This is a genomic window from Thermofilum sp. (assembly GCA_038741495.1).
In the GTDB taxonomy this organism is placed as follows: domain Archaea; phylum Thermoproteota; class Thermoprotei; order Thermofilales; family Thermofilaceae; genus Thermofilum.
This window is the reverse complement of the sequence record JAVYKX010000001.1, coordinates 325,905-347,451: the sequence shown is the minus strand read 5'-3', so window position 1 is coordinate 347,451 and position 21,547 is coordinate 325,905. Positions and strand designations below refer to the sequence as shown.

The following is a 21,547-nucleotide window of genomic DNA, read 5'->3' as shown; positions in this document are numbered from 1 at the left end:
CAGCGCAACCTTAATTTCCCGCGCGCTCGCCCCCTACAGGATGTTCGAAGACCTTGCAGCCCCGGTCCTCAGGAGAGCCGGGGAGCTGGGAGTCAAGTTCGCCGAAGTGCGCTTCGAGGACACTACCCGCGAGCTCATCACCTACGTTAACGGTAGGGTTGCAGCGCTCGGAGCTCAGAGAGTCAGGGGTGCCGGCATCAGAGTCCTTTACAACGGGAACTTCGGCTTCGCATCGACGGCAAACCTCACCCGCGAGAGCCTCCTCCAAGCCCTAGAGGAGGCGGTGAGCCTAGCCAGGGCGCTGGGCAGCGGCAGTAAAACTCTAGCTGAGCTGCAGCTCAAGGAAGGCAGGTACGCTTTACCTCCCGTGAAGAAGCACCCAGCCTCCGCGGAGCTAGAGGAGAAGCTGGACCTCGTTAAGCGCGCTTACGTGGTGGCCAGGAGCGCTGGCGCCTCGTCGGCTTCCGCGCGCTACGGCGCTTACTTCGGGCTCCTGGAGGTCTACACGACTGAAGGGCTCCGGGTGGCTGCGGAGAGGCTCGTCGCTGGCATCTCCGCGTCCGTCGTGCTCCGCGAAGCCGGGAGAACTGGTGACGGCTTCGAAACCTACGGCTTCTCCAGCGGGCTCGAGGCCTTCGAGGGAGAGCACTCCCCCGAGCGGGCTGCCGAGAAAGCGCTGGAGATGGCGAGGAACGCGCTGAAAGCTGGAAGGCCCCCAGCAGGGGAGCTTACCGTGATCACGAGGCCGGAGCTCACAGGCGTGTTCGCCCACGAGAGCTTCGGGCACCTGACGGAGGGTGACGGCGTGTTCGCTGGGACGAGCCCGCTCACCGGCAGGCTGGGGGAGAAGATCGCGAGCGAGGAAGTCACGATAGTCGACGCGGGGCTGGACCCCAGGGGAGGGTACTACTTCCCCGTGGACGACGAGGGGGTGCCTGCCGAGAGAGTGGTCCTCGTGGAGAAGGGTGTGCTGAAGAGCTACCTCCACAGCCGGGAGAGCGCGGGCCTCCTGGGGATGAAGCCCACCGGGAACGGGCGGGCGCAGAGCTTCCAGCACGACGTGATCGTGAGGATGAGGAACACGTTCTTCGAGGGCGGGAGCTGGAGCGAGGAGGAGATCGTCAGGGAGACCCGGCGCGGCGTGCTTCTCGACAAGCCGGCCGGCGGGCAGGTCTCCGAGGACGGCACCTTCACTTTCAACGCCAGGATAGGCTTCATCGTGGAGAACGGGGAGATAAGGGAGCCCGTCAGGGACGTCGTCCTCGCCGGCAACATCCTCGAGATGCTGAAGTACGTGGACGCTGCGGCCCGCAACGTTGAAATCTCGACAAGCCCCTTCGGCGGCTGCGGGAAAATGGGGCAGATGGTTCACGTGGGGGACGGCGGCCCCACGCTTAGAGTAGCTAAGCTGCTGGTAGGGGGTGAGCAGCGGTGAGCGAGGTCCTGAGCACTCTAGACTGGGCCCTGAAGCGGGCTCTCGAGCTGGGGGCTGACGAGGCTGAGGTCACTGCTTCGCGGTCGACAGGCAGGAGCGTGAAGAGCGAGGGCGTGCACCTCAAGGCGACGTTCCGCCACTCCATAGACGCCTGGGTGCGCGTCAGCAAGGGGAAGCGTTTCGCGATCGCTACGGTCTCCTCGCTGGAGAAGAGGGCTGTCGAGGAAGCTGCAGAGCTCGCAGTCAGAATGGCGCTGAAAGCCGAGGAGGACCCGTACTGGGAGGGCCTACCGGACCCCGAGCAGCCGCTCCACAGCTGGAGGGGGTTCGACGAGGGAGTTGCGACAGCGCCTAGCGAGTGGCTCGTGGAGCTCGCGAGAACGCTGATCTCCGAGGCAGGGGAGGACCCGAGGCTCAAAGTCTCGGGAGTATTCGCTAGCGCCGAGCACGGATCCTACTTCGTGGTGAACACGAGAGGTGTTTCGGCGGAGGATCGGGGCACGAGCTTCTGGTGCGGCATCGAGCTGAAGGCGTCTGAGGGGGGTGAGGGCTTCGGCTTCGCGAGCACGGCTTCGAGAAGCCTCCGCGTAGATGTGCACGAGCTCGTGGAGAGGGCGAGGACCCTGGCTCTCGACAGCGCGAGGGGCGAGAAGCTGGGCGGCGTGATCAAGGGAAACGTCCTGGTCAGGGCTGAGCCGCTAGCGAGCCTGGTCGACGCGCTGCTCCTGCCAGCCTTCAACGCGATGAACGTGCTCGAGGGGTTCAGCCCCCTGAGGGACAAGCTCGGCCAGAGGGTTCTCGGAAACCTCACGATCGTCGACGACGGGACCATGGTCGGGGGGCTTGAAACCAGCCTTTACGACGCGGAGGGCTCTGCCCGCAGGAGAACGGTGCTGGTCGAGGAGGGCGTGCTCAAGGGGTTCCTGCACAACAATTACACCGCCCGGCGCATGAAAGCGCCTAGAACGGGTAACGCGGCGAGAGCTAGGGGAGCGGTAACAATCTCGAGGACGAACCTCGTCATCCAGGGCGGTAGGGAGAGCGAGGAGGCGCTGGTCGAGTCCGCCCAGCTCGTCGTGGACGGCTTCCTCCTCAGCGTCCACACGGTAAACAGCATCACCGGGAACTTCAGCGTCGTCGCCTCCAACCCCTACCTCGTCAAGAACGGCGAGCTGAAGCCGCTGAAGCCCGTCACGATCGCCGCGAACATCTACGAGATCGCAGACTCGCTAACTCCGGCGAAAAGGGTAAAGAACACGCACACGGGAGTCTACGCACCCGACCTGCTGATGGGCCGGGTCACAGTCTCGGGGTAGCTTCACCTCCCGGAGACCAGCAAGTCGAGCTTGATCGTCCAGATGTCGTAGAGCCTCCTGGGGACGTCGGCCCCAGCCTTCCCCTCGTAGATAATCTTCCAGTAGTTTCTGCACTGCCTGCAGACCCCCACTCCGAAGCGCTCGTCCTCCTCGAGCGCGAAGACCCTGAGGGAGGATTCATCCTCGTTACCGCAGAACGGGCACCTAGCTGGAGAGTACCGCCACTCAGCGCCGCAGAACTGGCAGTGAAGGAGCGTGCCGCCCGCCGGCTCCTCGATCTCGACACGCGTGAAAGCCCCGCAGACAGGGCACCTCCCGCTGCTCCACCCCTCGAAGCCCACCTGCTCCGCTACGCTCTCAGACAGTGCTTGAAAAACAGACTGCATTACCCAGGCTACCAGCGCCTCCAGCATCTCCTGGTCTACCTCCAGCTTCCAAGCCGCGGCTCGAGCCTTGCCGACGTCGCCCTGCAGGAACGCCTGCCCGAGCTCCGAGACGCTCAGCTGGCCGCTCCTCTGCGCCTCCTCAATCCTGGTGAGGCTGTCCCTAGCATCGCTCAGCTCCTCCTTGAGGTAGCCGGAAATCCTCGTGAGCGCGGTGCCGAGCTCCTCCTCGCTCAGCTGCAGGTCGACAACCTCCACCGCAGGCCTACCGGCCCCCAGAGCCTCCCTTATCCTCTCCTTATCGAGGTTCGCGAACTTGGCTGAGAAGCTCTTCGAAATGTCGTTCTGCAGCTCGATTAACCCGATGAAAGTGTTGAGGGAAGCCTCCTCGATCGGGACGTCCTTGTAGATCTTCCTAGCCTTATCCCTAAACCCTTCTCCCATTCGAAACCAACTCTTTCGGACGACTCCAAAACCTAGCGGTACGTAATAAAGCTTGACTTCAAGGAGCTACAGGAGGTCTCGCGGGCCCGGAGCACCGCCCAGGAAGAAAGCAGCCGCCTCGCCGGGCCTGACGCCCGCGGCAGCCGCTATGGGTAAGCACTTAGCAGTCAGCACGATGAAGGTAGGTTTCGGGGGCTGGCTCAGGAGAAAGCTCTCGAAGTTAGCCATCCCCTTAGAGATCACCACATCGGCTCTCCTGAGCGCCTCCACAGCCTCGCTGGAAACAAAGCCGGGGACCACCCCCGGGAAGTCCGTCCCAGAGCTAATCAGCGTTCCCAGCCTGTCGAGACCCATCTGCAGCGCCTCCTCGTACGTCACGTCGTTCTGGTAAGGCTTCCCGCGAGCCACGATGAAGAGCTCGAGGCCCATCCTCCGAAGCTCCTCCATGACGAGCGCGTCGAACACCGCTTCACCGCTGTTATCCAGGACGTAGGCGACGGCGCGGGAAGCCAGCAGCTGCCCGTATAGCCTACCCGTCTCATCCCTCCCGAACCTCACCGCCTCTATAGCCCTCAGGAGGTCTCCCGGCTCGAGCCCCATCGGCGACCCGGGATCCAGGTAGTTGGCAGCCACGCTAGCCCTGATGAGGTACCTCAGCCTCTCCAACCCCACTTTCCCCTCAGCCGCGCTGCGAACCTCCCGAGCTAAGCTCTCCGCCACCCTCCGCGACTCCTCCTTGAACTCCCTGTAAGGATCCTCCTCGCCCAGCAGCTCCTTCACCTTCGCGAAAGCCCTCCAAGCCAGCACTGTGGTCGCCACGCCCGGCGCCACCAGCAGAGCGTAGTGCTCCGTGAGAGCCCTCAGCTTCGCTACCTTCACGTCCTCCGGGAGCCTGGATGCGGCCAGCTCCGCAGCTCTCGTCCTGTAGATGCAAGCTACACACTCCGGCCGAGCGAGCACAGCCGCCTAGAGCTCGAGGCAGCATTTAAGCGTGATCCCCGAGCCCACCACCTAGCCTGGAGCCGCCCACCCCCTCCCCCGAGCGCTTCTCACCAGCTCGCAAACCCTCCTCGCCAGCGAGGACGGGTCCGGCACGACCTCCACCGGCGCAGAGCACCTCGAGTCGAGGCACGGCGCGAAAGCAGCTAAGCGGTCGCTCGACAAGCCCGTACCTCCCAGCGCGAGGACAGGCACGCCCTCAAGGTAGGCGGTGAACACCTCCTGCATCGTGCCAGCCTCGCCGCCAAGGCTCACCAGCACGTCGGAAGACCTGCACAGGAACACGCTCCTCACCCTGAAGCTCGAACCCGTCCTCACCACGACCACGCCCTCGGGGAACGCGACGTCCTCGCGCTCCACGGGAGGGAAGAGGATCACGAGGAGGCCGAGCCTCAAAGCCTCATCCACGACAACCTTCATGAGCCCCCAGTACCCGCCGAGAGCCAGGCACACCTCGCGTCCGCACAGCCCTGCAAGCTCCCTGACGAAAAGCCTAGCTTTCTCCGCCAGCTCCCCGGGCGGCTCAGTGCCCAGCGCGGCAACCCCGACGACCCTCACAGGCCTCACCCCGGCAGCGCCTCCCGAACCGCGCTGGCGATCCTCCTCGCCTCGTAGTAGGCTGTGCCGAGCGGCAAGCCCCTGTAGGTCGCGACAAGGTAGCTGTTGAAGCCGAGCTTCACGAACACGACCCCCATGTCCTCGAACTCCGCGACGAGGGAGCGGACACCCCCTCCCCTCAGCTGCTTGAACGTCTCCGACATGAACTTGAAAAGCTCGTGAACCTCAGGGAGAACTCTCTCGTCGAGGCGGCCCACCGCGTGGAAACGCTCACCCCCCTCGACCACCGCTAGCGACTGAAAACCGCGCGCTCGCGAAAGCTCCCGCTCCATCACTTCGGTTAAGCCCGGCACACCAGCCCGGTGCGCACAGGCGTTAATAGCTCTTCCGGCCGGGAGCCTCTGAACTAAACTCCTTTTAAAAGCCCCCGGGCACGCCTCGGCACGGGTGCGCTTCGTGGCTAGCGCGAGCATCCTGATCCGCTTCCACGAGGGTTTCGAGCCCCTGAAGCTACCCCTCGCCGTCGGCCAGGCGGTTGAAATCCCCCTGGTCAACAGGAGCTCGAAGCCCGTGAGGTACACGGTAGCCGTGAAGCTGTCGAGAGGCTTCAGGCAGTCCATCCTGGCGGTCGAGGTGAACGGTGAAACACGCTACTTGGGCAGGTCCACCCCCCAGGCAAGCTTCTCGCTCGACCTGGAGCCGGGCGCCTCGGCAAAGCTAAGCGTCAGGTTCATCGCCCCGAGAAGCGAGAGCGAAGCCGAGGCAGAGCTGGAGGTCAGCGTGAAGCCACTAGCAGTGGTTAGCGCGCTGGCGAGATAAACCTCGAGAAAAACCAACAGCTTACTTTCTCCGGAGAAGCAGGCCGAGCGCCAGCACAACCAGCGTGCTGAGCCAGACTATCCAGTCGGCGAAGCTCACAGCCAGGAAGACTAGAATCAAAGCGTTGGCGAAGATCGGCAGCACGGGCACCCTGCCCACGCTCAAAGGCACCTTGAAGGGCCTCGGCGCGCCAGGCCTCTTCAGCCGCAGCACGACGAGCGAGGCGTTCACGGCGAGGAAAGCGAGCAGCACAGCCAAGCTGGCGGTCTTCCCCACGAGGTCGATCAGCTGGTACTCGAACTCCCCCAGCCTGAGCCTCCAGCCGGTAACCTCGGGAAGGTAGTCCGTCAAGAGTATCACCAGCGCCGCCAGCAGCCCCGAGAAAGCCACGCTCACGTGAGGCGTCCTGCGCCACCGGTCCACCTTCCCCAAGCCTCGCCAAGCCACACCCTCCTCCGCCATCCCGTAAGCGAGCCTCGACGCCGTCACGAGGAAACCCAGCACCGTGTTCGTCGTAGCGAACAGCGCGATCACCATCAAAGCCCCGTAAGCTCCGGGCCAAGCCCTAGCCGCCGCGTCGGCGAGAGGAGCCCTGCTGCTCCCAAGCTCCTCCCAGCTCATCAGCCGCACCGCGCTCAAGCTCACAGCGAGGTAGAGGAGCGTGGTGGCCGCTGTAGCCAGCACGATCGCCTTCGGCATCACGCGCTCCGCATCCCTCGTCTCCTCGCTCAGCGCCGGCTGGAACTCGAAGCCCGTGTAGGCGAAGTAGAAGATCGCCGCCCCCACGAGCACCGCAATGACAGGGTCGACGCCCGGGTTCGGCGAGAAGTAGCTAGGGCTCCGCTGAGGCAGAAGCAAGCCCAGAGCAACCACGAGCAGCAGCCCCCCAGCCTCCACCAGCGTGAACACCGCTGAGAGCGCTGCAGACTCCTTGATACCCCACCAGTTCAGCAGGGAGAGCAGGAGCAGCAGCGCGAGCGAGACCGGCACCAGCGGCAAGCCCGCCAGCCGGGAAAAGTAGCTCGCGAAGCCCAGCGCCGCGGTAGCCGCGCCAGCGACACCCCCGAAGAAGAGCAGCCAGCCGGCCGCGAAGGAGAGCAGGCCGCTCCCCGGGAAAGCCTCCCCAACGTACCTGTACGTGCTAGAAGCGTAGGGGAACATCCCGGCCAGCTCCGCGTACGACAGCGCCGTCAAGACCGCGATAAGCCCCGAGAAAGCAACGCTCATCCAGACCGCGTCGCCCACCAGCCCGGCAACCCTTCCAACCAGGACGTAGACCCCGGCGCCGAGGATCAGCCCTACCCCCATCAGCGTCGCGTAGCCTAAACCCAGCTCTCGCCTCAGCTCTCCCATCGCGAAAACTAGAGTTAAAAGAATTTTAATGTTCCGCCGCGCCTACTCCCTAAGCTCGACCACGACCTCGCCCTCCACCGGCCCAACCTCCTGCCAAACCCTGAGATCCCTGGCGACGAGCCGCACAGGCTTCCCATCCCTCAGCTCCAGCACCACCTTACCCGTCACCAGCTTGTTCGAGCCCAGCTTCTCCTCCAGCGCGAAGCCCAGCCGCTGCACAAGCCTGCTCAACTCCCTCCTGTAGCCCTCCAGCACCGCCCTGTTCCTCGCGCCAACAGCCCCCCACAAGTACCTGATAAAGCTCACACCCGCAGGGTTCACCGGCCTAGCCAGCTCAACCTCAATAACCTCGCTGCTCATCGCAACCTCCCACCACGAGAACTATATGTAGCTATCGCTAAAATCAAGGAGAGAAAAAAAGAGAGCCCTGAGAGAAAAAAGAGAGCCCTTAAAAGCCGCTAAGGCAGCGTGATAAGCTTCGGGTACTCCCTACCCCCAGCAGTGTGCAGCTTAACCTCAATGCTAATACCAGGATTAAAAGTCGTGGGGCCGCATTTTTGGCCCTTATTCAAAGAAAGCGTTATAGTCGTACCCTCGCCAGGATTTAAGCTAATAGTGCCTCCTTTGAGAGATGCGCCCCCACACTCAGGACTACCGACTAGTATGCCGTTTACGAAGACTTGATCGATAGTTACAGGGACGGTGCCAGTGTTGTTGACGCGTACAGTGACATCCCAGCCATTACCAGTAGGTGTTGCGTAGATCGAGGTGATTTCGAGCTTTTCGACGGCTCCTGCGAAGAGCCCGACGATGCCTGTCATCCAGAAGGCGACAGCGATTGCGACGGCGATCGTGATCGCTACCAGGATGACGGTGGCGATGACGGGGCTTATACCCCTCCTGCTAGCTAGCCTCATGGCTTTCACGATTTTCCGCCGAGATCTCGCTTATAAATTTTAGGATGGAGCACTTCTCGCTTTCCGCGGGGCTTCCCGCCTTGCTTGTGGAGTTCAGCTCTCACGGTTTGACTTCGACGAGCAGTGGGTACTCGTTTCTCGCTGTCACTACTGCGGCTTGCAGGAGCCGTGGGGCTGCCTCGACCTCCAGGGTGATGGTCGCGGTTCCGCCGGGCTGCAGGGTTACCTGGGCTGGGTGGGGCTGCTGGTTGACTTTGACGTAGAGCAGGGTGGCTGCCGTGGTGCCGCGGTTCTGCACATGGATCGTTAGGAGGGTTTTGCTCCCGAGCTTCTGGGCGGAGGCTTTGATTTCGAGCAGCTCGACTCCTGTCTGATGCGTGGCGAGGTTGGCGAGCCAGAGCGCGGCGGCTACGGAGAGAGCGATCGCCACGGCGGCGAGGATGACGATCTGGAGAGCTTCCATCCAGGGTTGCTCGCGGTGCTTCTTTTTCTAGTTTTCTCCGGGATGGCGCCCGCCCCTCCCTGTAAAAATCCTGCAAAAGCTTTATAAGCTTGGTTTTACCTTTGTCTAGCGGTGGGAGCTTGAGCAGCTACCTTGACTGGATGCTGAGCATCCTCAGGGAGTCGGTGGAGCTCGCCGGCCTGCCGCGCGAGGTCTACGAGTACTTGAGCAGGCCCGACCGCGTCCTCATGGTGAAGATCCCGGTGCGCATGGATGACGGGCGGCTCGCGGTGTTCGAGGGCTACAGGGTGCAGCACAACAACGCGCTGGGCCCCTACAAGGGCGGGATCCGCTTCCACCCGGAGGTGACGCTGGAGACGGATATGGCGCTCGCGCTTGGGATGACGCTGAAGAACTCGCTCGCCGGCCTGCCCTACGGGGGCGGGAAGGGCGCGGTGAGGTGCGACCCGAAGAAGCTGAGCCAGGGTGAGCTGGAGAGGCTGAGCAGGGGTTACGCTAGGGCTATAGCTCCGCTGATCGGCGACCTCGTAGACATCCCGGCGCCCGACGTGGGGACGAACCCCCAGGTCATGGCTTGGATGGTGGACGAGTTCAGCAAGCTGAAGGGCTACAACGTGCCTGGAGTGTTCACGGCGAAGCCGCCTGAGCTGTGGGGTAACCCTGTGCGCATCTACTCGACGGGGTACGGCACCGTCGTCGCGGCTAAGGCGGCTGCCGACCTCTGGATGGGCGGCTTCGAGGGCAAGGTGGTTTCGATCCACGGCTTCGGGAACGCTGGGCAGTACGCGGCCCTCTGGTCCAAGAGGCTGGGCGCGAAGGTCGTGGCGGTGAGCGATACCTCGGGCACGGTGTACGACCCTAACGGGTTGGACGTGGAGCTGGCTATCAAGGTGAAGAACGAGACGGGGAAGGTGATCAACTACCCGAAGGGGCAGAGGATCCAGGACCCGGACGCGTCGCTCTACGTGGAGGCGGACATCCTAATACCAGCGGCTATCGAGAACACGATCACCGAGGAGAACGCGGCGAAAGTGAAGGCGAGGCTGATCGCTGAGGCTGCGAACGGCCCCACGACGCCCGGCGCGGAGAAGATCCTCTACTCCCGCAAGGACTTCATCGCTGTCGTTCCGGACATCCTCGCGAACGCTGGCGGAGTGATCATGAGCTACTTGGAGTGGGTGGAGAACCTGCAGTGGTGGTTCTGGGACGAGGAGGAGACGAGGCAGCGCCTGGCCAGCATCATGGAGAGGAACTTCAGGAAGACGGCGGAGCGCTGGGAGCGGTTGAAGAGCGAGCACAGCAACCGCCTCGTGACCATGAGGGATGCGGCTTTCGTGCTGGCTGTGGAGCGCGTCTACACGGCGATGAAGCTGAGAGGCTGGCTCTAAACTTCTCCGCAATGGCTCTGCTTTTTTACCCGAGCCTTCGTGTTCTTTAAAGGAGTGGTGGCCGGCGCTCCGGCTAGCTTCAAGAACTTTTATATAGCGGCTCCGCTCTTCGAAAAGCGTATGGAGAGCGCGGCAGCTTTACCCCCACCTCCTCCACCTAGGGTTAGGCCGCTCGGCGTAACTATCCTCGCTATCCTCGAGTTCGTCGGCGGAGTCTTGGCGCTGCTGCTAGGCCTCTTCTTCATGGCTGTCGGCCCCTATGTTGCGGAGCTTTTCGCGGGGGCTGCGGTGCCGCCGCTGCTGAGCGCGCTGCTCGGCGTTCTGGGCGTAGTGTTCCTAGTGGCGGGGCTCGTGGCCCTGCTCGTCGGCTGGGGGCTCTGGACCGGGAAAGGCTGGGCCTGGTGGATCGTCGTAGTCCTCGAGGTTCTCGGGGTTGTATCCTCTCTTGCAGGGGTCGCGATGGGGGACCCGTCGTCCCTTCTAGGGCTGCTGATCGCCGCTCTCATCCTCTACTACTTCTTCAAGCCTCACGTCAAGGACTTCTTCGGAGTGAGGATCGGCTTCTCCACCTAAGAGTGTTTTAAAAGAAGCTTATTTACCCGCTCCGAGCCTCCCAGCCAGTAAGCGCTCCGCGGCCAGGATCACAGGAAGCGCTAGAGCCCACGCGGCTAAGCCTACGGCTCCCAAGCCGCCTTGCAGCTCTCCGAGGCTCGGGGCTAGCAGCACGGTGAGGCCCCACCAGGCGTTCACAGCCCCGTGGAAGCTTGCTGCCGGCAGCACGCTGCCGGAGCTGCGGCGCAGCAGCAGCATCGGCGCTGTCATCAGGGTGGTTATAGCGGTGAAGACGAGGGGGCCCTCCACCCTGTGGGTCTGGTAGTTGTGGCCGAGGAGTAGGGCTGCCGTGTAGTGCCACAAGCCCCACGCGGCACCGATCACCAGCGTGGCCTTGAGGGGGCCGAGCCTCGGCCAGAGGAGCGTGTAGAGGTATCCTCTCCAGCCGATCTCCTCGCCTAGAGCGTAGATGGCGTTGATGGTGACTGCCGCTAGGTACCCGGAGAGCAGCGTGACTGCCATAAATGTGGCGGCTGTGAGCCTCGGCTCTAGGAGGTGGAGCCCTGGAAGCGCAGTGAGAAGCGCTCGAGGCTCAAGAGCGCCGAGGGTCAGCTCCAGGGCGAGGGCTGCGAAGAGCGGGGGTAGGACGAGGAGCGGTGCCAGGAGGAAGTACTTGACGGAGAGCTCTGTGACGCTCAAGCCGAGGGTGCTGCGCAGCTTAGACCGCTCCACTCGGTCGATCAGGAGGGCGGACGCTAGAGCCGCTACCGTGGGTGTGTACATCCTCACGAGCCCCCACGCGAGCGGGAGCGCCACCAGCAGCTGGGAGGTGGGCGGCTCGCTCTCAACCACTTGCCTTGTGGCGAAGTCTATCGCTGCGGCGAGCCCGTAGCTCACCGCGATGAACACGGTTAGGCTTCTCCAGGTGCTCATCAAGCACCGTAGCGCACGCTGTTTTTAAATGGCTTTCACGCGTGCTGGGCGTGGCTTCCAGGAGGAAGCGCTGCATCCACGATGTGGTCTACGATGTGCTGAGCGCGCTGAGAGAGGGCCCGGCGAAGCTGACGCCCCTGTGCACTCTGGCTAACCTCCCGGTGGACAGGGGGCTTAGGCTCCTCTCCGTGCTGGAGGAGTGCGGCTTGGTGACCAGCAGGGAGGAGAGGGGGAGGAGGGTCTACCTGCTCTCCGAGCTGGGCTACGTGTACGTCTCGCTATACGAGGAGCTCTCTAAGGCTTTTTGCTCACAAGTTGTGAGCAAGGGGCTTAAGTAGCCGAGGTGCAGGGTGCTGCGGTGCATATGAGCGAGATCTCTGTCGCGGGTAGTGGAACCATAAGGGGACCCGTCAGGGTGGCTAGGATCAGCGTTAGCGGGTCGCTGAGAGCGGAGGGCGCTGTCGAGGCTGAGGAAGTGTCGGTCAGCGGCTCCGCCCGCTTCTACTCGACGCTCACCGCGAGGAAGCTCAAGGTTTCGGGGTCGACTAGCGTAGAGGAGGACTTGAAAGCTGGGGAAGTTAGAGTGTCCGGCTCGCTCGACGTGGGTGGACAGCTGGAGGCGGAGAGCTTGGAGGTTTGGGGGTCTGCTAGGGGCGGGGTGGTTAAGGCTGGTGAAGTCAGCGTTTCGGGGTCGCTATCCGCGAAGGAGGTGAGGGCTCGGCGCGTAGTCGTGCACCGCAAGTCGAAGGTGAGGGGCAGGGTCGTCGCCTGCGAGGTTGAGCTCGAGAGGGAAGCTGAAGCTGAAGAGATAGTTGCTTTAAGGGTTACTGCGGGCAGGGGGGCTGAGGCTGAGCGCATCGAGGCTGTGGAGGCTGCCATCGAAAGAGAGGCTTCCGTGGAAGCCCTCCTCTACGTCTCTCAGGCGAGGATCCACCCGGAGGCGGACGTGGCGAGGCAAGAGAAGGTGGAGAAGCTGAGCGAAGACCTCTCGTGGTGCCAGGAGCAGGCGGGCGGCTAAGCGCTGGCGCGATAGCTTCATCTACCGCGCGCCGCTCAATGGCAGCAGCATGAAAACCCTCGTTTTAGCCGACGTGGACCTCACGCTGACGGATGAAAGGCGGCGGATAAGCAGCAGGGTGGTCGCCGCTCTCGAAGAGCTCGATAAGGCTGGGTTCCCGGTCGTGCTTGCGTCGGCTAACGCCTACCCGTTAACCTACTCGCTGGCCAGGTACCTGCCCACCTCCGGCTGGGTGATCAGCGAGAACGGTGGCGTTGTTGGAAGAGAAGATAGAGTGAAGGTCGCTGTGGACTTCGACGCGCAAGCTTTCCGGAGGCTCATCCTCGAGCTGCTCCCTGACGTGCTCGAGGACAGCTGGCAGAACAGCTACAGGAGAGTTGATCTCACCTTCAGGATCAAGGCCGGGCTCGACCCCCGGGAAGCCGTCCGGAGGGCGAGGAGCGCTTTGGAGGCACTTGGCCTCGAAGTCTCGTACAGCATTGTCGCCGTCCACGTCCACCCGCCCGGCGTCAACAAGGGCCGCGGGGTCGAGATCCTCCTGGAGATGCTGGAGGAGAAGCCCGAGAAGATCGTCGCGATAGGCGACAGCGAGGTTGACGTGAGCATGTTCGAGAAGTCTGACGTCTCCGTCGCTCTAGCGAACGCTCCCGAGGAGGTGAAGGCTAAGGCTACGTACGTCACGAGGAGAGCCTACGGCGAGGGCTTCATCGAGGCGGCGGAGCTGCTCATCAGAGGGGATCTCTAGGCACCGCCGGGCTGCCTCAGCGCCGCGGAACCTGAAGGCCTAGCAGCCTCCTCACCTCCTCCGCGGTAACCCCCCAGCGGTGCACACCCAGCTTTTCCTGGACTTCCATCGCGAAGTCCGTACGGTTGAAGAGAGGTATGTACCATAGCCCCACGACGCCCTCTTTCCCCACAGCGTAGTCGATGCTGTCCGGGGTAGCCCAGACCTCTAAGCCCAGGCTGCGAAGCTTCTCGAGGGGCTCGGGTGGGCTCTCGACTCGCGTGAGCTTGCCGGCTAGCTTGAAGCGCCTCACCCAGATATCTGTCTCGGCGGGAGACATGAATCGCACATCTAGGCCGACTGCTGCCGGAATGTTCTCGAACACTAAGCTGAACTCCTGCTCAGGGAGTGCCGCAGCCTCCGCTATGCGGATGGAGTACGCCTCTAGGCCTGGGAGCGCGAAGCCAATGCCCGAGACTCTTCCGGAAGGGTCTAGCAGCTCGAGCACTCTGTAGCGCGCTACCCTCCCCCTATAGCTCAGCCGCACGTAGCCTCTTTCGACGCTGAACTCTAAGGGGAAACCGTACTTAACTGCGGAGAACAGGGCTCTGCGGGCAATCTCCTCCAGAACCTCCTCCTTCAGCATCCCGAACCCTCGGCGACTTAGCCCAGCAGCGAGTAGGGGGTAGCCGCTAGAAAGAAAAATTAAGGTTTTGGTTTTTCCGCTAGACGGAGCAGGTCGCGTCGCGGACTATCTTATCCAGGGCTCTGTACACGTGGCCGTTGTTCCTGAACTCTATGTGGACTGCGCAGGCGAGGCACGGGTCGAAGCTCCTCACCGCTCTGACGACGTCTAAGCCCTCCCAATGGTCCGGCGGCACCTCCTCGGTGACCGTGATGTTCGCTACCGCGGCCTCGTAGGGTGCCCTGGCGTACCTCACCTTGTCGGTGACCCTCACCTCATCCCTCGAGGAAGCGTTCTCGGTGGTGGGGGCGTGTATCTGGTAGTTCAGGATCTTCCCGTCCCTCTGCACCAGCCAGTGCCTCACGGACCCTCTCGGCGCCTCGTTGAAGCCCGCCCCCCTCGTGATGCCGCTCGGCACTCTCCAGGGCCTCGAGGTCGCCGTCCTCCCGGCTTTCACCAGCTGGAGAGCTGCGAGGATGTTGTGCCACGCGCCGGCTGCGGCGACGAGGAGGCAGTACGCCCTGCCCCAGAGCCTGTAGATCGTGGTGCTGGTCTCGGGGACGCGCCACTCGATCGTGTCCTCCTCCCACACGGCAGGGGGTAGCTCGTCCGCCACCGCTCTGGGCAGCGTAGTCCTGATGACGCCGTTGCCCGACTGGACGAGGCCTCCCGCAGTCTTCGCGGACCTCCTGGACTGGACGTAGACTCTGGCGAAGGGGCCGAGCTCGATGGGGCCGATGCTGCCGTCCTTCCAGGCGATGTTGACTCTGACGACCCACGAGTACTTCTTCGCCCAGTCTCTCCCGGCCGGGTTGGGCAGGGTCACCTTGTTCCACGGGTGGTACGCCGGGTCCGCCTTGCCCCAGAGGAGCTTGTTGCCCAGCGGGTCCGTCTCGGTGTACCACTCTTCGCCCTTAACCTTGTCGGCCCAGTCGAGGTAGAACGAGGTGTCGACGTGCTCCATCGTTGAGACGTTCATATCGGTGTACTTCGTCGTGACGAGGTTCCCGTCGAGGACGAGGCCCGGCACGAAAACTCTCTTCTCCGCGGTGCTGTCGACGGACTTGTAGAAGTCCTCCCAGCTGACGTAGTCGCCGATCGCGGAGTAGCTCTCCGGGTCGTCGAAGAGGCCGACGCTCATGACTCTAGGCTTCTCGTAGGTGAGCCCGTTCATCTCGTAGCCGATGTTCTTGTAGAAGCTCAGGAGGTCCTCCCAGATGTAGTAGTTGTACTTGACCCAGGCCGTCAGCTTGACGAGCCTGTAGGTTATCGCGACCAGCTTCTCCTCGATGTCGAAGACGTCTGTCTGGATGCCGCCGGGGATCAGGGCGTTGGGGTGCGGGTACTTGCCGTAGATGATGACGCCCGCCTCCCTCGCGATCCTCTGGAATAGCACGGTCTGCTGCCAGACCTTGCCCGAGACCGGGTTGAAAGCGCGCATTATGTCCGCTATCGTCGCGAAGCCGTGCCTGTCCCTGTTCTCCGCCGGAGTCTTCGCGGCAGCCTCCCAAACGCTGGGCGTGAACTTCTTAACCAGGAGCTCGCTGTAGTCGGGCGCCTCCAGCAGGTTGAGGATTATCGAGTGGTCGTAAAGGTACTCGCCCATCGCGTAGGCGATGTTCCTGAGCGCTACGCCCAGCGGCTCGGGGGAGACGCCGTAAGCCATGTCCCCCGCCAGCGTTGAGGCGTTCGCGTGGGCTGCACCGCACACGCCGCAGAGCCTGCTAGTGACCGCCGGTGCGTCCTCCGGCGGCCTACCCCGCAGGAAGACCTCGAAGCCTGTGAACATCGTCGCGAAGACGCGCACGCTGGCAGGGTCGGGCTTCCTCGTGGCTACGTCTACGATGAGCCGCGCTCCTATGTGCCCTTCAACCCTAGTTATCGGGTCTACTAACAGCTCCCTCACGCTCATACCCTACCACCTGTAACCTCCTCAACCCAGAGAGGCCACTCCTCCCGGGCTTTACCCAGGGGCACGCGCCCCGTCAGGAACGTCTTATCGATCGGGAAGTGGATCGGCCTCAGGTGGCCCATGACAACGTGGAAAGCTATCAGAGCGGTTAGCGCCACGGCGGCGTAGACGTGGAGCCACCAAGCGAGCCCGCTCAGGAACCGTATCCCCCAGATCACCATCCCGAGGCCTGTGAGGCCGACCAGCATGACGAGCACTCCTGTGGAGTAGTAGGCGAGGACTTGCGAGGGCATATACTTGTGGTACTTCGGGTGCTCTTTCCGGAGGCCGAAGAGCCAGGCGAAGTACTGCGTGAGGTCCCGGGGGAGGGTGGGGATCAACCTCACGAAGTAGTACCTCGAGAGAGCTCTCTTGAAGCCCAGGCCCGGCAGGTGCAAGACGAAGTCGGTCACGTAGTAGGAGAGGTAGAGAGCGACGCCGGCAGCCATCGCGAAGCCACCCACAACGTGGAGGTTTGCCAGCGCCTCGCGGCTGAGCAGCGGATAGACGAAGAAGTAGATGAAGGGGTTGTCCGCGAAGTACATGGTGAAACCCGTTATCCCTGCGAGGAAGCCCCCAAGGAGCACTGACAGGTGGGAAGCTATATCCACTTTGCCGAGCCTCTCTATGTACCTCTCCTCCGCGCCCCCGCCCTCGCCGATCTTAACGTCGCGCTCTGCGCGGATGTACCTCACGGTTGCCACGACTCCGAGAAAGACCAGCAGGATGGCTGCGAGCGAGAAGAGAACTTTTACGAGCAATGACCACCAGGCGGCTCCGCAACCCGTATCGGGAGCTAGCACGCAGGACAGAGAGGGGGGTGCGAGGACATGCGCTACGATCCCTCCCAGCGACGGCAGGATGGGTGCCAGAGCCACCCAGTACACGAGAGTGCCTGTGAGAGACCAGAGGAGGGCGGTAGCAGCGACGATAGCCAGCATCCTCCCGGTGCTAGCCATCCCCTCCACCCGCACTGGCTTTCTCCTCCGACTTCCCGGCTCTCCTCGCCTTAGCGAAGGCTGCGACAGCGCCGGCTGCGCCCACGGCGGCTGCCCCGGCGACAATGCCGGCTAGAGCAGCCCTCAGCGCCTCATCGCTGGCGAAGACGTACGGGAGCTTCTGGAAGAACGGCTCGTACGAGTCGGTGAAGCCCGGCTCGTGGCAGCCCATGCAGACAGAGCCCTGCCTCGTGCAGCCGCCGACACCGTTCACCCAGCCGAGCCTGTTCCACGGGCAGTGCGATACGGGGCCCTTGCAGCCGACACCCCAGAGGCAGTACTCGGTGCCCTCGCCGGGGTACTTCCGCCACCTGCCCGCAGCGTAGTGCCCCGCCCTCGGGCACTGGTTGTGGGTAGTTTCACCGAAGAGGAACTTGGGCCTCCCGTACTCGTCGAACTGGTCACGCGTGAGCGGCAGCAGGCCCTCCAGCGCGAGGACTACGTGGGCTAGCGTTTTCAGGGTCGCGTCGCCGTTGGCTGGGCAGCCGGGCACCGCGATGACCGGCTTGCAGTCCTTGAAGAGGGTGCAGGGCTCCCCGTCTGCGAACTTCCTGAAGGGCTCCGCCTCCGGCAGAAGGTGGAGCAGGCCCTTGAAGCCCCTCGGGTTGTCGAAAACGCCAACTGTGCTGGTGGGCGACTTGCTCCAGCCGCCGGGGAACTTCTCGAAGAGGTCGAATCCGTACTTCTTGAAGAAGTCCGGGTCCAGTATCTGGTTAGCTCGGATTCCGCCGTAGGCGGCGCAGGTACCCACAGCCACGAGGGCAGCGGCTCTGGGAAGGAGGCGCCTCATCCACTCGAGCGCTGAAATCAGCCTACCCCCCTCCTCGCCGACGTAGCACCACAAGTCGCTGCCCTTCGGCCCGCCCGCCTTCTCGTCGGCAGCAACGCTTCCCTCGAGCACGAGCACAAAGGGGTCGAGCTCCCCCTTCGCTGCAGCCTTCAGGATGTCGAGAGCCCCCTCCCCCCACTCCGGCATCACTGCAGGCTGGAATGGAAGCGCGACAGCACCTGGGCCGACTACGTGGAAGTGGCCCGCGAGAACCTGTATCACGTCGGGATCCGTTCCGAGAAGCAGCGCGCCGGTGTCGCCCATGCAGGACTGGAACTCCACCCAGACAATGTTGTACTTACCTTTTTGTATAGTTTCAGCTGCGGCTTTAACAACTTTATCCCAGTCCAGCGTCGCTAGGAGGGCGCTGGCAGCGCTCACTTTTAGAAAGTCCCTCCTAGACAGCATTGGTTTCTGCCGCAGCGCCTCTCCCAATGCAATATTAATAATTTTATGTAAAAAATCCGATACAGGAAAACCCGTTTAGCGGTGAGTTTCACCGCCGACCCCCGCAGGCAGCTTAACGTAATATATCTATGTTTTTACATTTATGGTAGGGGTACGGTAGTTTCAAGAATAGAGAAGGTATAATAAGGCAGACTTGCCTGTGGCTCGCAGAAGCCGGGTGGTCCTGCTTGCACGAATCATCTATAGCGGCGGCGGTTCTTTCAGCAATCCAGGAAGTCTACTCTAGAGAGGGCGGTAGAGTCAGGAAAGTCAAAGTGATCGCTGGCGAACTTCAAGCTATCGATACCGGAGTTCTGAAAGAATACCTCGACGTAGCTTTGGACGACGCCGGAATCCCCCTACACTACGAGGTAGTCACTGAAAACGCAGAGTTCAAGTGCAGGCGGTGCGGGAGGGGGTGGGGGCTGGGCGATGTCGAAGCTGGGGTGGACGTGAGAGAGCTGATCCACTTCATGCCTGAGGCAGCATACGCGTTCCTGAAGTGCCCCTCCTGCGGGAGCGGGGATTTCGAGATCGTTAAAGGGAGGGGTATCAGGCTCTCTTTCGAGCTGGGTGAGTAGGGTGGAGGTCGACCCGCGAGCGGTACACGCGAGGAGGATCTTCTCCAAGGTGGGCAGAGTCTACGCTATCGCAAGCTCGAAAGGCGGTGTGGGAAAAACCACTCTCGCCTGCCTCCTGAGCCTGCTGCTGGCGCGCCGGGGGCTGAGAGTGGGCCTCATGGACCTCGATTTCACGAACGCTTCCACTCATCTGGTTCTCGGCGTGGATGCGGAGAGGGCGGGAGTGGAGGAGGGAGAGGGCGTGAAGCCTTTAGAGGTCGCTGGGTTGAAGCTGGCGACGCCCGTCCTCTTCACGAGAGGGCGGCCTTTCGCGCTTCGAGGGAACTCCGCTACCGATGCGATGCTAGAGCTGATCATCAGCCACGAGTGGGGTGCCCTCGACGCTATGGTTCTGGACCTGCCTCCGGGCGCGAAGGACGAGCTGCTGGAGGCGATAAGCCTCGGAGCTAAGCCGCTGGTCGTCACCACGCAGGACTACTTGAGCGTTAGCAGCGTGAGGAGGCTCCTCCAGCTCCTGAAGGAGGAGAAGGTGGCCTGGGCGGGCGTGCTGGAGAACATGGCCCACAGCGGCGAGCCGGCCCTCCTAGAGGAGGCTGCGTCCCTGGGCTTCACCCACCTCGGACTGATCCCTTACGACGAGGAGCTTAGGGGCTCCGTGGGCTCGCCTGAGAAGCTTCTATCCACGCGGGCCGCGCTAGCTCTCGAGAAGCTTGCCGCGAAGATTCTAGGTGTTCCGCGTGTCTAAATCGTATAGCAGCGACCTCGTGGAGCTTGCGAGGCTGCTGGCAAAGCTCAGCAGAGCGCTGGGAAGCGTGAGGGAAGCCGCTGAGGAAGCCCTGCTGGGGGAGCTTAAGCGAGCCGCCGGCGAGGAGCTCGCCCGGGCTCTCTACGGGTTCAAGCCGCCTAGGCAGCCTAAGCCGGAAGAGCTAAAGGCGGAGATCGCCAGGCTTCTCGGCTTGAACGAGGTGGGCGACCTTGCCGAAGAGCTCGAAAGAGCGCTACGTGGCAGTGAAAGCTCACGTGCTGAGCGAGTGCGGGAGAGGCCTGCTGGAGCTGCTGGAGAGAGTTAAGACTCTGGGCAGCTGCACACTAGGAGAGGGCCTCGCGGACGCGCTCAGCATCGCGGACATAGCTGGCGACAGGGAGCTGATCCTCGTCGGCTGCGTCGAGCCGGCTGCAGGTGACTGGGTGGAGGTATCGACCGTCAGCCCGCCGGAAGGCGCGGCAGGCGCTCTGGAACTAGTGGAGAGCGGAGGCCTGTGGCTGGGGCTCGCTGGCGACGTGTCGGTTGACGGGAGCATAGATGCCCTCCGAGTGTTCCTCGGGAGGCCCTTCACGGCCGTCCGGGTATCTGCCGCGACGAGCAGCGCTGCCTACCGGCTGGCGCTAGAGGCTCTGGAGCGGCTCTGCGCGGGCGGTGAAGGCTGACCACCGCTACCTCATCGCGCCGCACTCCCGGAAAGCGTTCTCGAGGCATTCCCGCTTCAAGTTCACGCTGCACCCGTAGCGGCTGAGTAGGCGCTCGAGGAGGGGGAGCGCTAGAGCCATCGCCCTCAAAGCCTCCTCGGATAAGCCGAAGCCCAGCTCGACCCTCGCCGCCGGTATCCCCAGGAGGTAGCAGTCGCCCTTTAATACCCCAGCTGCGTGGGCAAGAGTCACGAGGAGAGCTGGGCTCGCGTCGTGGGGGTCTGCCGAGTACAGCAGGCTGCTCACCTCCTCTGGGGGTAGGGCGCGCGGCTCGAGCTTGTAGAGCTTCGGGCTGCCGAGTGGCTGAGCGTTTACAGCGTCCGCGATCACGACCAGCGACCTGCCCTCGAAGATTCCGGTCTCCCAGAAGCTTAGCGTCTCGTGGACTTCGACGTTCAGCTCCGGGTGACACCTCCTAAGGGATTCGGCGAGGCAGCTGCCCGCCCCATCGTCGCCGTAGAGCCTGTTGCCCACTCCGACTACTAGCACGGACTCGCAGCCCATCCGCGCAGCTGAGCCCTAGCGCGCTTTAAATACTAGCTGCGTTCGGGGAAGTAGCTGCGGGGCGCCGCCCGGATGAGTAGAGGAGACGTTAGGGGCAGGAGGCTCGCCGTCGTTGCGCACTGCCTGCTGAACCAGAACACGGTGGTGAAGCCGCTCGCCAGCCACCCGGGCTCCGTAGCAGCTCTCGTGAAACTCCTAGTAGACCAGGGTTACGGGATCGTCCAGCTCCCCTGCCCTGAAGTCATCTACCTCGGGATGAGGAGGTGGTGGATGAGCAGGGAGCAGTACGACACGATATCTTATAGGGATTTCGCGAGGAAGCTCCTGGAGCCGTACGTGAAGCTGATCGCCGAGCTCGCCCGCGACGGCTGTGAGTACGTGCTGCTGGGTGTGAGGGGCAGCCCCTCCTGCGCTCTCGAAAAGACTACGAGCAACCCTTCCTGGATGGGCGAGCCGCAAGCCGAGAAGCTTCAACCCTCCGAAAAGGTGGAGGGTGCGGGAGTCTTCATGGAAGAGCTCCTGAAGCTGATCGAAGAGGGTAAGCTGCCCAAGCCGCTCCTACAGCTCGACGTAGACCACGGCGAGATAGCTGAGAAGGGAGTGCCCGAGAAATTGATGAAATTCGTTAAGGGGGTAAGCTCGGGGGAGAGAGCCTCAACGATTTGAAGAACAAGGTGGTAGCCCGGCCGGGATTCGAACCCGGGATCTCCGCGCCCTGAGGCTCTGCGGGTCCAAAGCCCGCCATGCTTGGCCGCTACACCACCGGGCTTCCAGCAGCTCATT

At 62.9% G+C, this 21,547-nt stretch carries 27 protein-coding genes and 1 tRNA gene; 13 read left to right on the top strand and 15 right to left on the bottom strand.

What is annotated here, in order from left to right; translation table 11 throughout:
- The first annotated feature begins 40 nt into the window (after nt 1-40).
- Entirely contained in the window at nt 41-1,435 is a 1,395-nt protein-coding gene (locus tag QXU72_02030) for a TldD/PmbA family protein (GenBank protein MEM0494028.1), read from the top strand.
- Nucleotides 1,432-2,751 (top strand): TldD/PmbA family protein, encoded by a 1,320-nt coding sequence (locus QXU72_02025; protein ID MEM0494027.1) that lies wholly within the window; start codon nt 1,432-1,434, stop codon nt 2,749-2,751. Before QXU72_02030 ends, QXU72_02025 begins: the two co-directional genes overlap by 4 nt.
- Nucleotides 2,752-2,753: 2 nt before the next feature.
- Here the strand turns inward: QXU72_02025 and QXU72_02020 are convergent, their stop codons facing one another.
- The 4 genes from QXU72_02020 to QXU72_02005 all read right to left on the bottom strand — a co-directional run bounded on the left by QXU72_02020 (nt 2,754) and on the right by QXU72_02005 (nt 5,488).
- Nucleotides 2,754-3,578, bottom strand: coding sequence for a formate dehydrogenase accessory protein FdhE (locus tag QXU72_02020; protein MEM0494026.1), 825 nt, complete (start codon nt 3,576-3,578; stop codon nt 2,754-2,756).
- Nucleotides 3,579-3,644: 66 nt separating this feature from the next.
- The gene (locus tag QXU72_02015) at nt 3,645-4,538 is read right to left on the bottom strand and encodes an ARMT1-like domain-containing protein (protein ID MEM0494025.1); all 894 of its coding nucleotides are present in this window, start codon (nt 4,536-4,538) and stop codon (nt 3,645-3,647) included.
- A gap of 51 nt (nt 4,539-4,589) precedes the next feature.
- Nucleotides 4,590-5,135 carry a hypothetical protein gene (locus QXU72_02010; protein MEM0494024.1) on the bottom strand — a complete coding sequence of 182 codons (546 nt, stop codon included), beginning with the start codon at nt 5,133-5,135 and terminating at the stop codon, nt 4,590-4,592.
- A 5-nt stretch (nt 5,136-5,140) separates the two neighbouring features.
- Complete coding sequence (locus QXU72_02005; protein MEM0494023.1) at nt 5,141-5,488, bottom strand: hypothetical protein; 348 nt, start codon at nt 5,486-5,488, stop codon at nt 5,141-5,143.
- A 103-nt stretch (nt 5,489-5,591) separates the two neighbouring features.
- On the opposite strand from QXU72_02005, the gene QXU72_02000 reads away from it, so the two are divergent.
- Nucleotides 5,592-5,954, top strand: a complete 363-nt coding sequence (locus QXU72_02000) for a hypothetical protein (GenBank protein MEM0494022.1) — start codon at nt 5,592-5,594, stop codon at nt 5,952-5,954.
- Nucleotides 5,955-5,975: 21 nt separating this feature from the next.
- Here QXU72_02000 and QXU72_01995 read toward each other — a convergent pair whose 3' ends face one another.
- From QXU72_01995 to QXU72_01980, 4 genes are all read right to left on the bottom strand, one after another.
- Nucleotides 5,976-7,307 carry an APC family permease gene (locus QXU72_01995; GenBank protein MEM0494021.1) on the bottom strand — a complete coding sequence of 444 codons (1,332 nt, stop codon included), beginning with the start codon at nt 7,305-7,307 and terminating at the stop codon, nt 5,976-5,978.
- Nucleotides 7,308-7,349: 42 nt separating this feature from the next.
- Nucleotides 7,350-7,667, bottom strand: coding sequence for a hypothetical protein (locus QXU72_01990; GenBank protein ID MEM0494020.1), 318 nt, complete (start codon nt 7,665-7,667; stop codon nt 7,350-7,352).
- Nucleotides 7,668-7,765: 98 nt separating this feature from the next.
- Nucleotides 7,766-8,224 carry an archaellin/type IV pilin N-terminal domain-containing protein gene (locus QXU72_01985; protein ID MEM0494019.1) on the bottom strand — a complete coding sequence of 153 codons (459 nt, stop codon included), beginning with the start codon at nt 8,222-8,224 and terminating at the stop codon, nt 7,766-7,768.
- Between the two features lie 100 nt (nt 8,225-8,324).
- Entirely contained in the window at nt 8,325-8,687 is a 363-nt protein-coding gene (locus tag QXU72_01980; GenBank protein ID MEM0494018.1) for a hypothetical protein, read from the bottom strand.
- Nucleotides 8,688-8,788: 101 nt separating this feature from the next.
- On the opposite strand from QXU72_01980, the gene QXU72_01975 reads away from it, so the two are divergent.
- Complete coding sequence (locus QXU72_01975) at nt 8,789-10,075, top strand: Glu/Leu/Phe/Val dehydrogenase (protein MEM0494017.1); 1,287 nt, start codon at nt 8,789-8,791, stop codon at nt 10,073-10,075.
- A gap of 120 nt (nt 10,076-10,195) precedes the next feature.
- Nucleotides 10,196-10,648 carry a hypothetical protein gene (locus QXU72_01970; GenBank protein MEM0494016.1) on the top strand — a complete coding sequence of 151 codons (453 nt, stop codon included), beginning with the start codon at nt 10,196-10,198 and terminating at the stop codon, nt 10,646-10,648.
- Nucleotides 10,649-10,666: 18 nt separating this feature from the next.
- Here QXU72_01970 and QXU72_01965 read toward each other — a convergent pair whose 3' ends face one another.
- Nucleotides 10,667-11,560 (bottom strand): CPBP family intramembrane glutamic endopeptidase, encoded by an 894-nt coding sequence (locus tag QXU72_01965; protein MEM0494015.1) that lies wholly within the window; start codon nt 11,558-11,560, stop codon nt 10,667-10,669.
- Between the two features lie 50 nt (nt 11,561-11,610).
- Between QXU72_01965 and QXU72_01960 the strand changes: the two genes are divergently transcribed.
- The 3 genes from QXU72_01960 to QXU72_01950 are packed head-to-tail and all read left to right on the top strand — an operon-like array spanning nt 11,611 to nt 13,323.
- Nucleotides 11,611-11,898 carry a winged helix-turn-helix domain-containing protein gene (locus QXU72_01960; protein MEM0494014.1) on the top strand — a complete coding sequence of 96 codons (288 nt, stop codon included), beginning with the start codon at nt 11,611-11,613 and terminating at the stop codon, nt 11,896-11,898.
- A gap of 26 nt (nt 11,899-11,924) precedes the next feature.
- Entirely contained in the window at nt 11,925-12,578 is a 654-nt protein-coding gene (locus tag QXU72_01955; protein ID MEM0494013.1) for a hypothetical protein, read from the top strand.
- Between the two features lie 49 nt (nt 12,579-12,627).
- Nucleotides 12,628-13,323: a phosphoglycolate phosphatase gene (locus tag QXU72_01950; protein ID MEM0494012.1), complete on the top strand. Its 696-nt coding sequence runs from the start codon at nt 12,628-12,630 to the stop codon at nt 13,321-13,323.
- A 16-nt stretch (nt 13,324-13,339) separates the two neighbouring features.
- Here the strand turns inward: QXU72_01950 and QXU72_01945 are convergent, their stop codons facing one another.
- The 4 genes from QXU72_01945 to QXU72_01930 form a co-directional block, all read right to left on the bottom strand.
- Nucleotides 13,340-13,948, bottom strand: coding sequence for a hypothetical protein (locus tag QXU72_01945; protein ID MEM0494011.1), 609 nt, complete (start codon nt 13,946-13,948; stop codon nt 13,340-13,342).
- A 79-nt stretch (nt 13,949-14,027) separates the two neighbouring features.
- Entirely contained in the window at nt 14,028-15,899 is a 1,872-nt protein-coding gene (locus tag QXU72_01940; GenBank protein MEM0494010.1) for a nickel-dependent hydrogenase large subunit, read from the bottom strand.
- A complete protein-coding gene (locus tag QXU72_01935) occupies nt 15,896-16,897 on the bottom strand; it encodes a hypothetical protein (GenBank protein MEM0494009.1) in 1,002 nt (333 codons plus the stop codon). The genes QXU72_01940 and QXU72_01935 overlap by 4 nt, the downstream gene beginning before the upstream one ends.
- Entirely contained in the window at nt 16,890-18,173 is a 1,284-nt protein-coding gene (locus QXU72_01930; protein ID MEM0494008.1) for a hyaluronate lyase, read from the bottom strand. Before QXU72_01930 ends, QXU72_01935 begins: the two co-directional genes overlap by 8 nt.
- A 227-nt stretch (nt 18,174-18,400) precedes the next feature.
- Here QXU72_01930 and QXU72_01925 point away from each other — a divergent pair, with 227 nt between their 5' ends.
- From QXU72_01925 to QXU72_01910, 4 genes are read left to right on the top strand one after another with little or no spacing between them, the layout of a single operon-like run.
- Complete coding sequence (locus tag QXU72_01925; GenBank protein MEM0494007.1) at nt 18,401-18,793, top strand: hydrogenase/urease maturation nickel metallochaperone HypA; 393 nt, start codon at nt 18,401-18,403, stop codon at nt 18,791-18,793.
- Nucleotides 18,786-19,538 (top strand): P-loop NTPase, encoded by a 753-nt coding sequence (locus QXU72_01920; GenBank protein MEM0494006.1) that lies wholly within the window; start codon nt 18,786-18,788, stop codon nt 19,536-19,538. Before QXU72_01925 ends, QXU72_01920 begins: the two co-directional genes overlap by 8 nt.
- Nucleotides 19,531-19,863 (top strand): hypothetical protein, encoded by a 333-nt coding sequence (locus QXU72_01915; GenBank protein MEM0494005.1) that lies wholly within the window; start codon nt 19,531-19,533, stop codon nt 19,861-19,863. Before QXU72_01920 ends, QXU72_01915 begins: the two co-directional genes overlap by 8 nt.
- Nucleotides 19,769-20,221, top strand: coding sequence for a hypothetical protein (locus QXU72_01910; protein ID MEM0494004.1), 453 nt, complete (start codon nt 19,769-19,771; stop codon nt 20,219-20,221). Before QXU72_01915 ends, QXU72_01910 begins: the two co-directional genes overlap by 95 nt.
- A gap of 6 nt (nt 20,222-20,227) precedes the next feature.
- Here the strand turns inward: QXU72_01910 and QXU72_01905 are convergent, their stop codons facing one another.
- Nucleotides 20,228-20,764, bottom strand: coding sequence for a hydrogenase maturation protease (locus QXU72_01905; protein MEM0494003.1), 537 nt, complete (start codon nt 20,762-20,764; stop codon nt 20,228-20,230).
- A gap of 72 nt (nt 20,765-20,836) precedes the next feature.
- On the opposite strand from QXU72_01905, the gene QXU72_01900 reads away from it, so the two are divergent.
- Nucleotides 20,837-21,430, top strand: coding sequence for a hypothetical protein (locus QXU72_01900; protein MEM0494002.1), 594 nt, complete (start codon nt 20,837-20,839; stop codon nt 21,428-21,430).
- 9 nt (nt 21,431-21,439) lie between these two features.
- Here QXU72_01900 and QXU72_01895 read toward each other — a convergent pair.
- Nucleotides 21,440-21,533: transfer RNA gene (locus QXU72_01895), tRNA-Gln, on the bottom strand.
- Nucleotides 21,534-21,547 lie beyond the last annotated feature (14 nt).

Bases quoted from the DNA above. Each gene is read 5' to 3' on its own strand.
- QXU72_02030 (MEM0494028.1), top strand. From the start codon at position 41: ATGTTCGAAGACCTTGCAGCCCCGGTCCTCAGGAGAGCCGGGGAGCTG.
- QXU72_02020 (MEM0494026.1), bottom strand. From the start codon at position 3,578: ATGGGAGAAGGGTTTAGGGATAAGGCTAGGAAGATCTACAAGGACGTC.
- QXU72_01995 (MEM0494021.1), bottom strand. From the start codon at position 7,307: ATGGGAGAGCTGAGGCGAGAGCTGGGTTTAGGCTACGCGACGCTGATG.
- QXU72_01990 (MEM0494020.1), bottom strand. From the start codon at position 7,667: ATGAGCAGCGAGGTTATTGAGGTTGAGCTGGCTAGGCCGGTGAACCCT.
- QXU72_01985 (MEM0494019.1), bottom strand. From the start codon at position 8,224: ATGAGGCTAGCTAGCAGGAGGGGTATAAGCCCCGTCATCGCCACCGTC.
- QXU72_01980 (MEM0494018.1), bottom strand. From the start codon at position 8,687: ATGGAAGCTCTCCAGATCGTCATCCTCGCCGCCGTGGCGATCGCTCTC.
- QXU72_01970 (MEM0494016.1), top strand. From the start codon at position 10,196: ATGGAGAGCGCGGCAGCTTTACCCCCACCTCCTCCACCTAGGGTTAGG.
- QXU72_01965 (MEM0494015.1), bottom strand. From the start codon at position 11,560: ATGAGCACCTGGAGAAGCCTAACCGTGTTCATCGCGGTGAGCTACGGG.
- QXU72_01955 (MEM0494013.1), top strand. From the start codon at position 11,925: ATGAGCGAGATCTCTGTCGCGGGTAGTGGAACCATAAGGGGACCCGTC.
- QXU72_01950 (MEM0494012.1), top strand. From the start codon at position 12,628: ATGAAAACCCTCGTTTTAGCCGACGTGGACCTCACGCTGACGGATGAA.
- QXU72_01945 (MEM0494011.1), bottom strand. From the start codon at position 13,948: ATGCTGAAGGAGGAGGTTCTGGAGGAGATTGCCCGCAGAGCCCTGTTC.
- QXU72_01940 (MEM0494010.1), bottom strand. From the start codon at position 15,899: ATGAGCGTGAGGGAGCTGTTAGTAGACCCGATAACTAGGGTTGAAGGG.
- QXU72_01935 (MEM0494009.1), bottom strand. From the start codon at position 16,897: ATGGCTAGCACCGGGAGGATGCTGGCTATCGTCGCTGCTACCGCCCTC.
- QXU72_01930 (MEM0494008.1), bottom strand. From the start codon at position 18,173: ATGCTGTCTAGGAGGGACTTTCTAAAAGTGAGCGCTGCCAGCGCCCTC.
- QXU72_01905 (MEM0494003.1), bottom strand. From the start codon at position 20,764: ATGGGCTGCGAGTCCGTGCTAGTAGTCGGAGTGGGCAACAGGCTCTAC.
- QXU72_01900 (MEM0494002.1), top strand. From the start codon at position 20,837: ATGAGTAGAGGAGACGTTAGGGGCAGGAGGCTCGCCGTCGTTGCGCAC.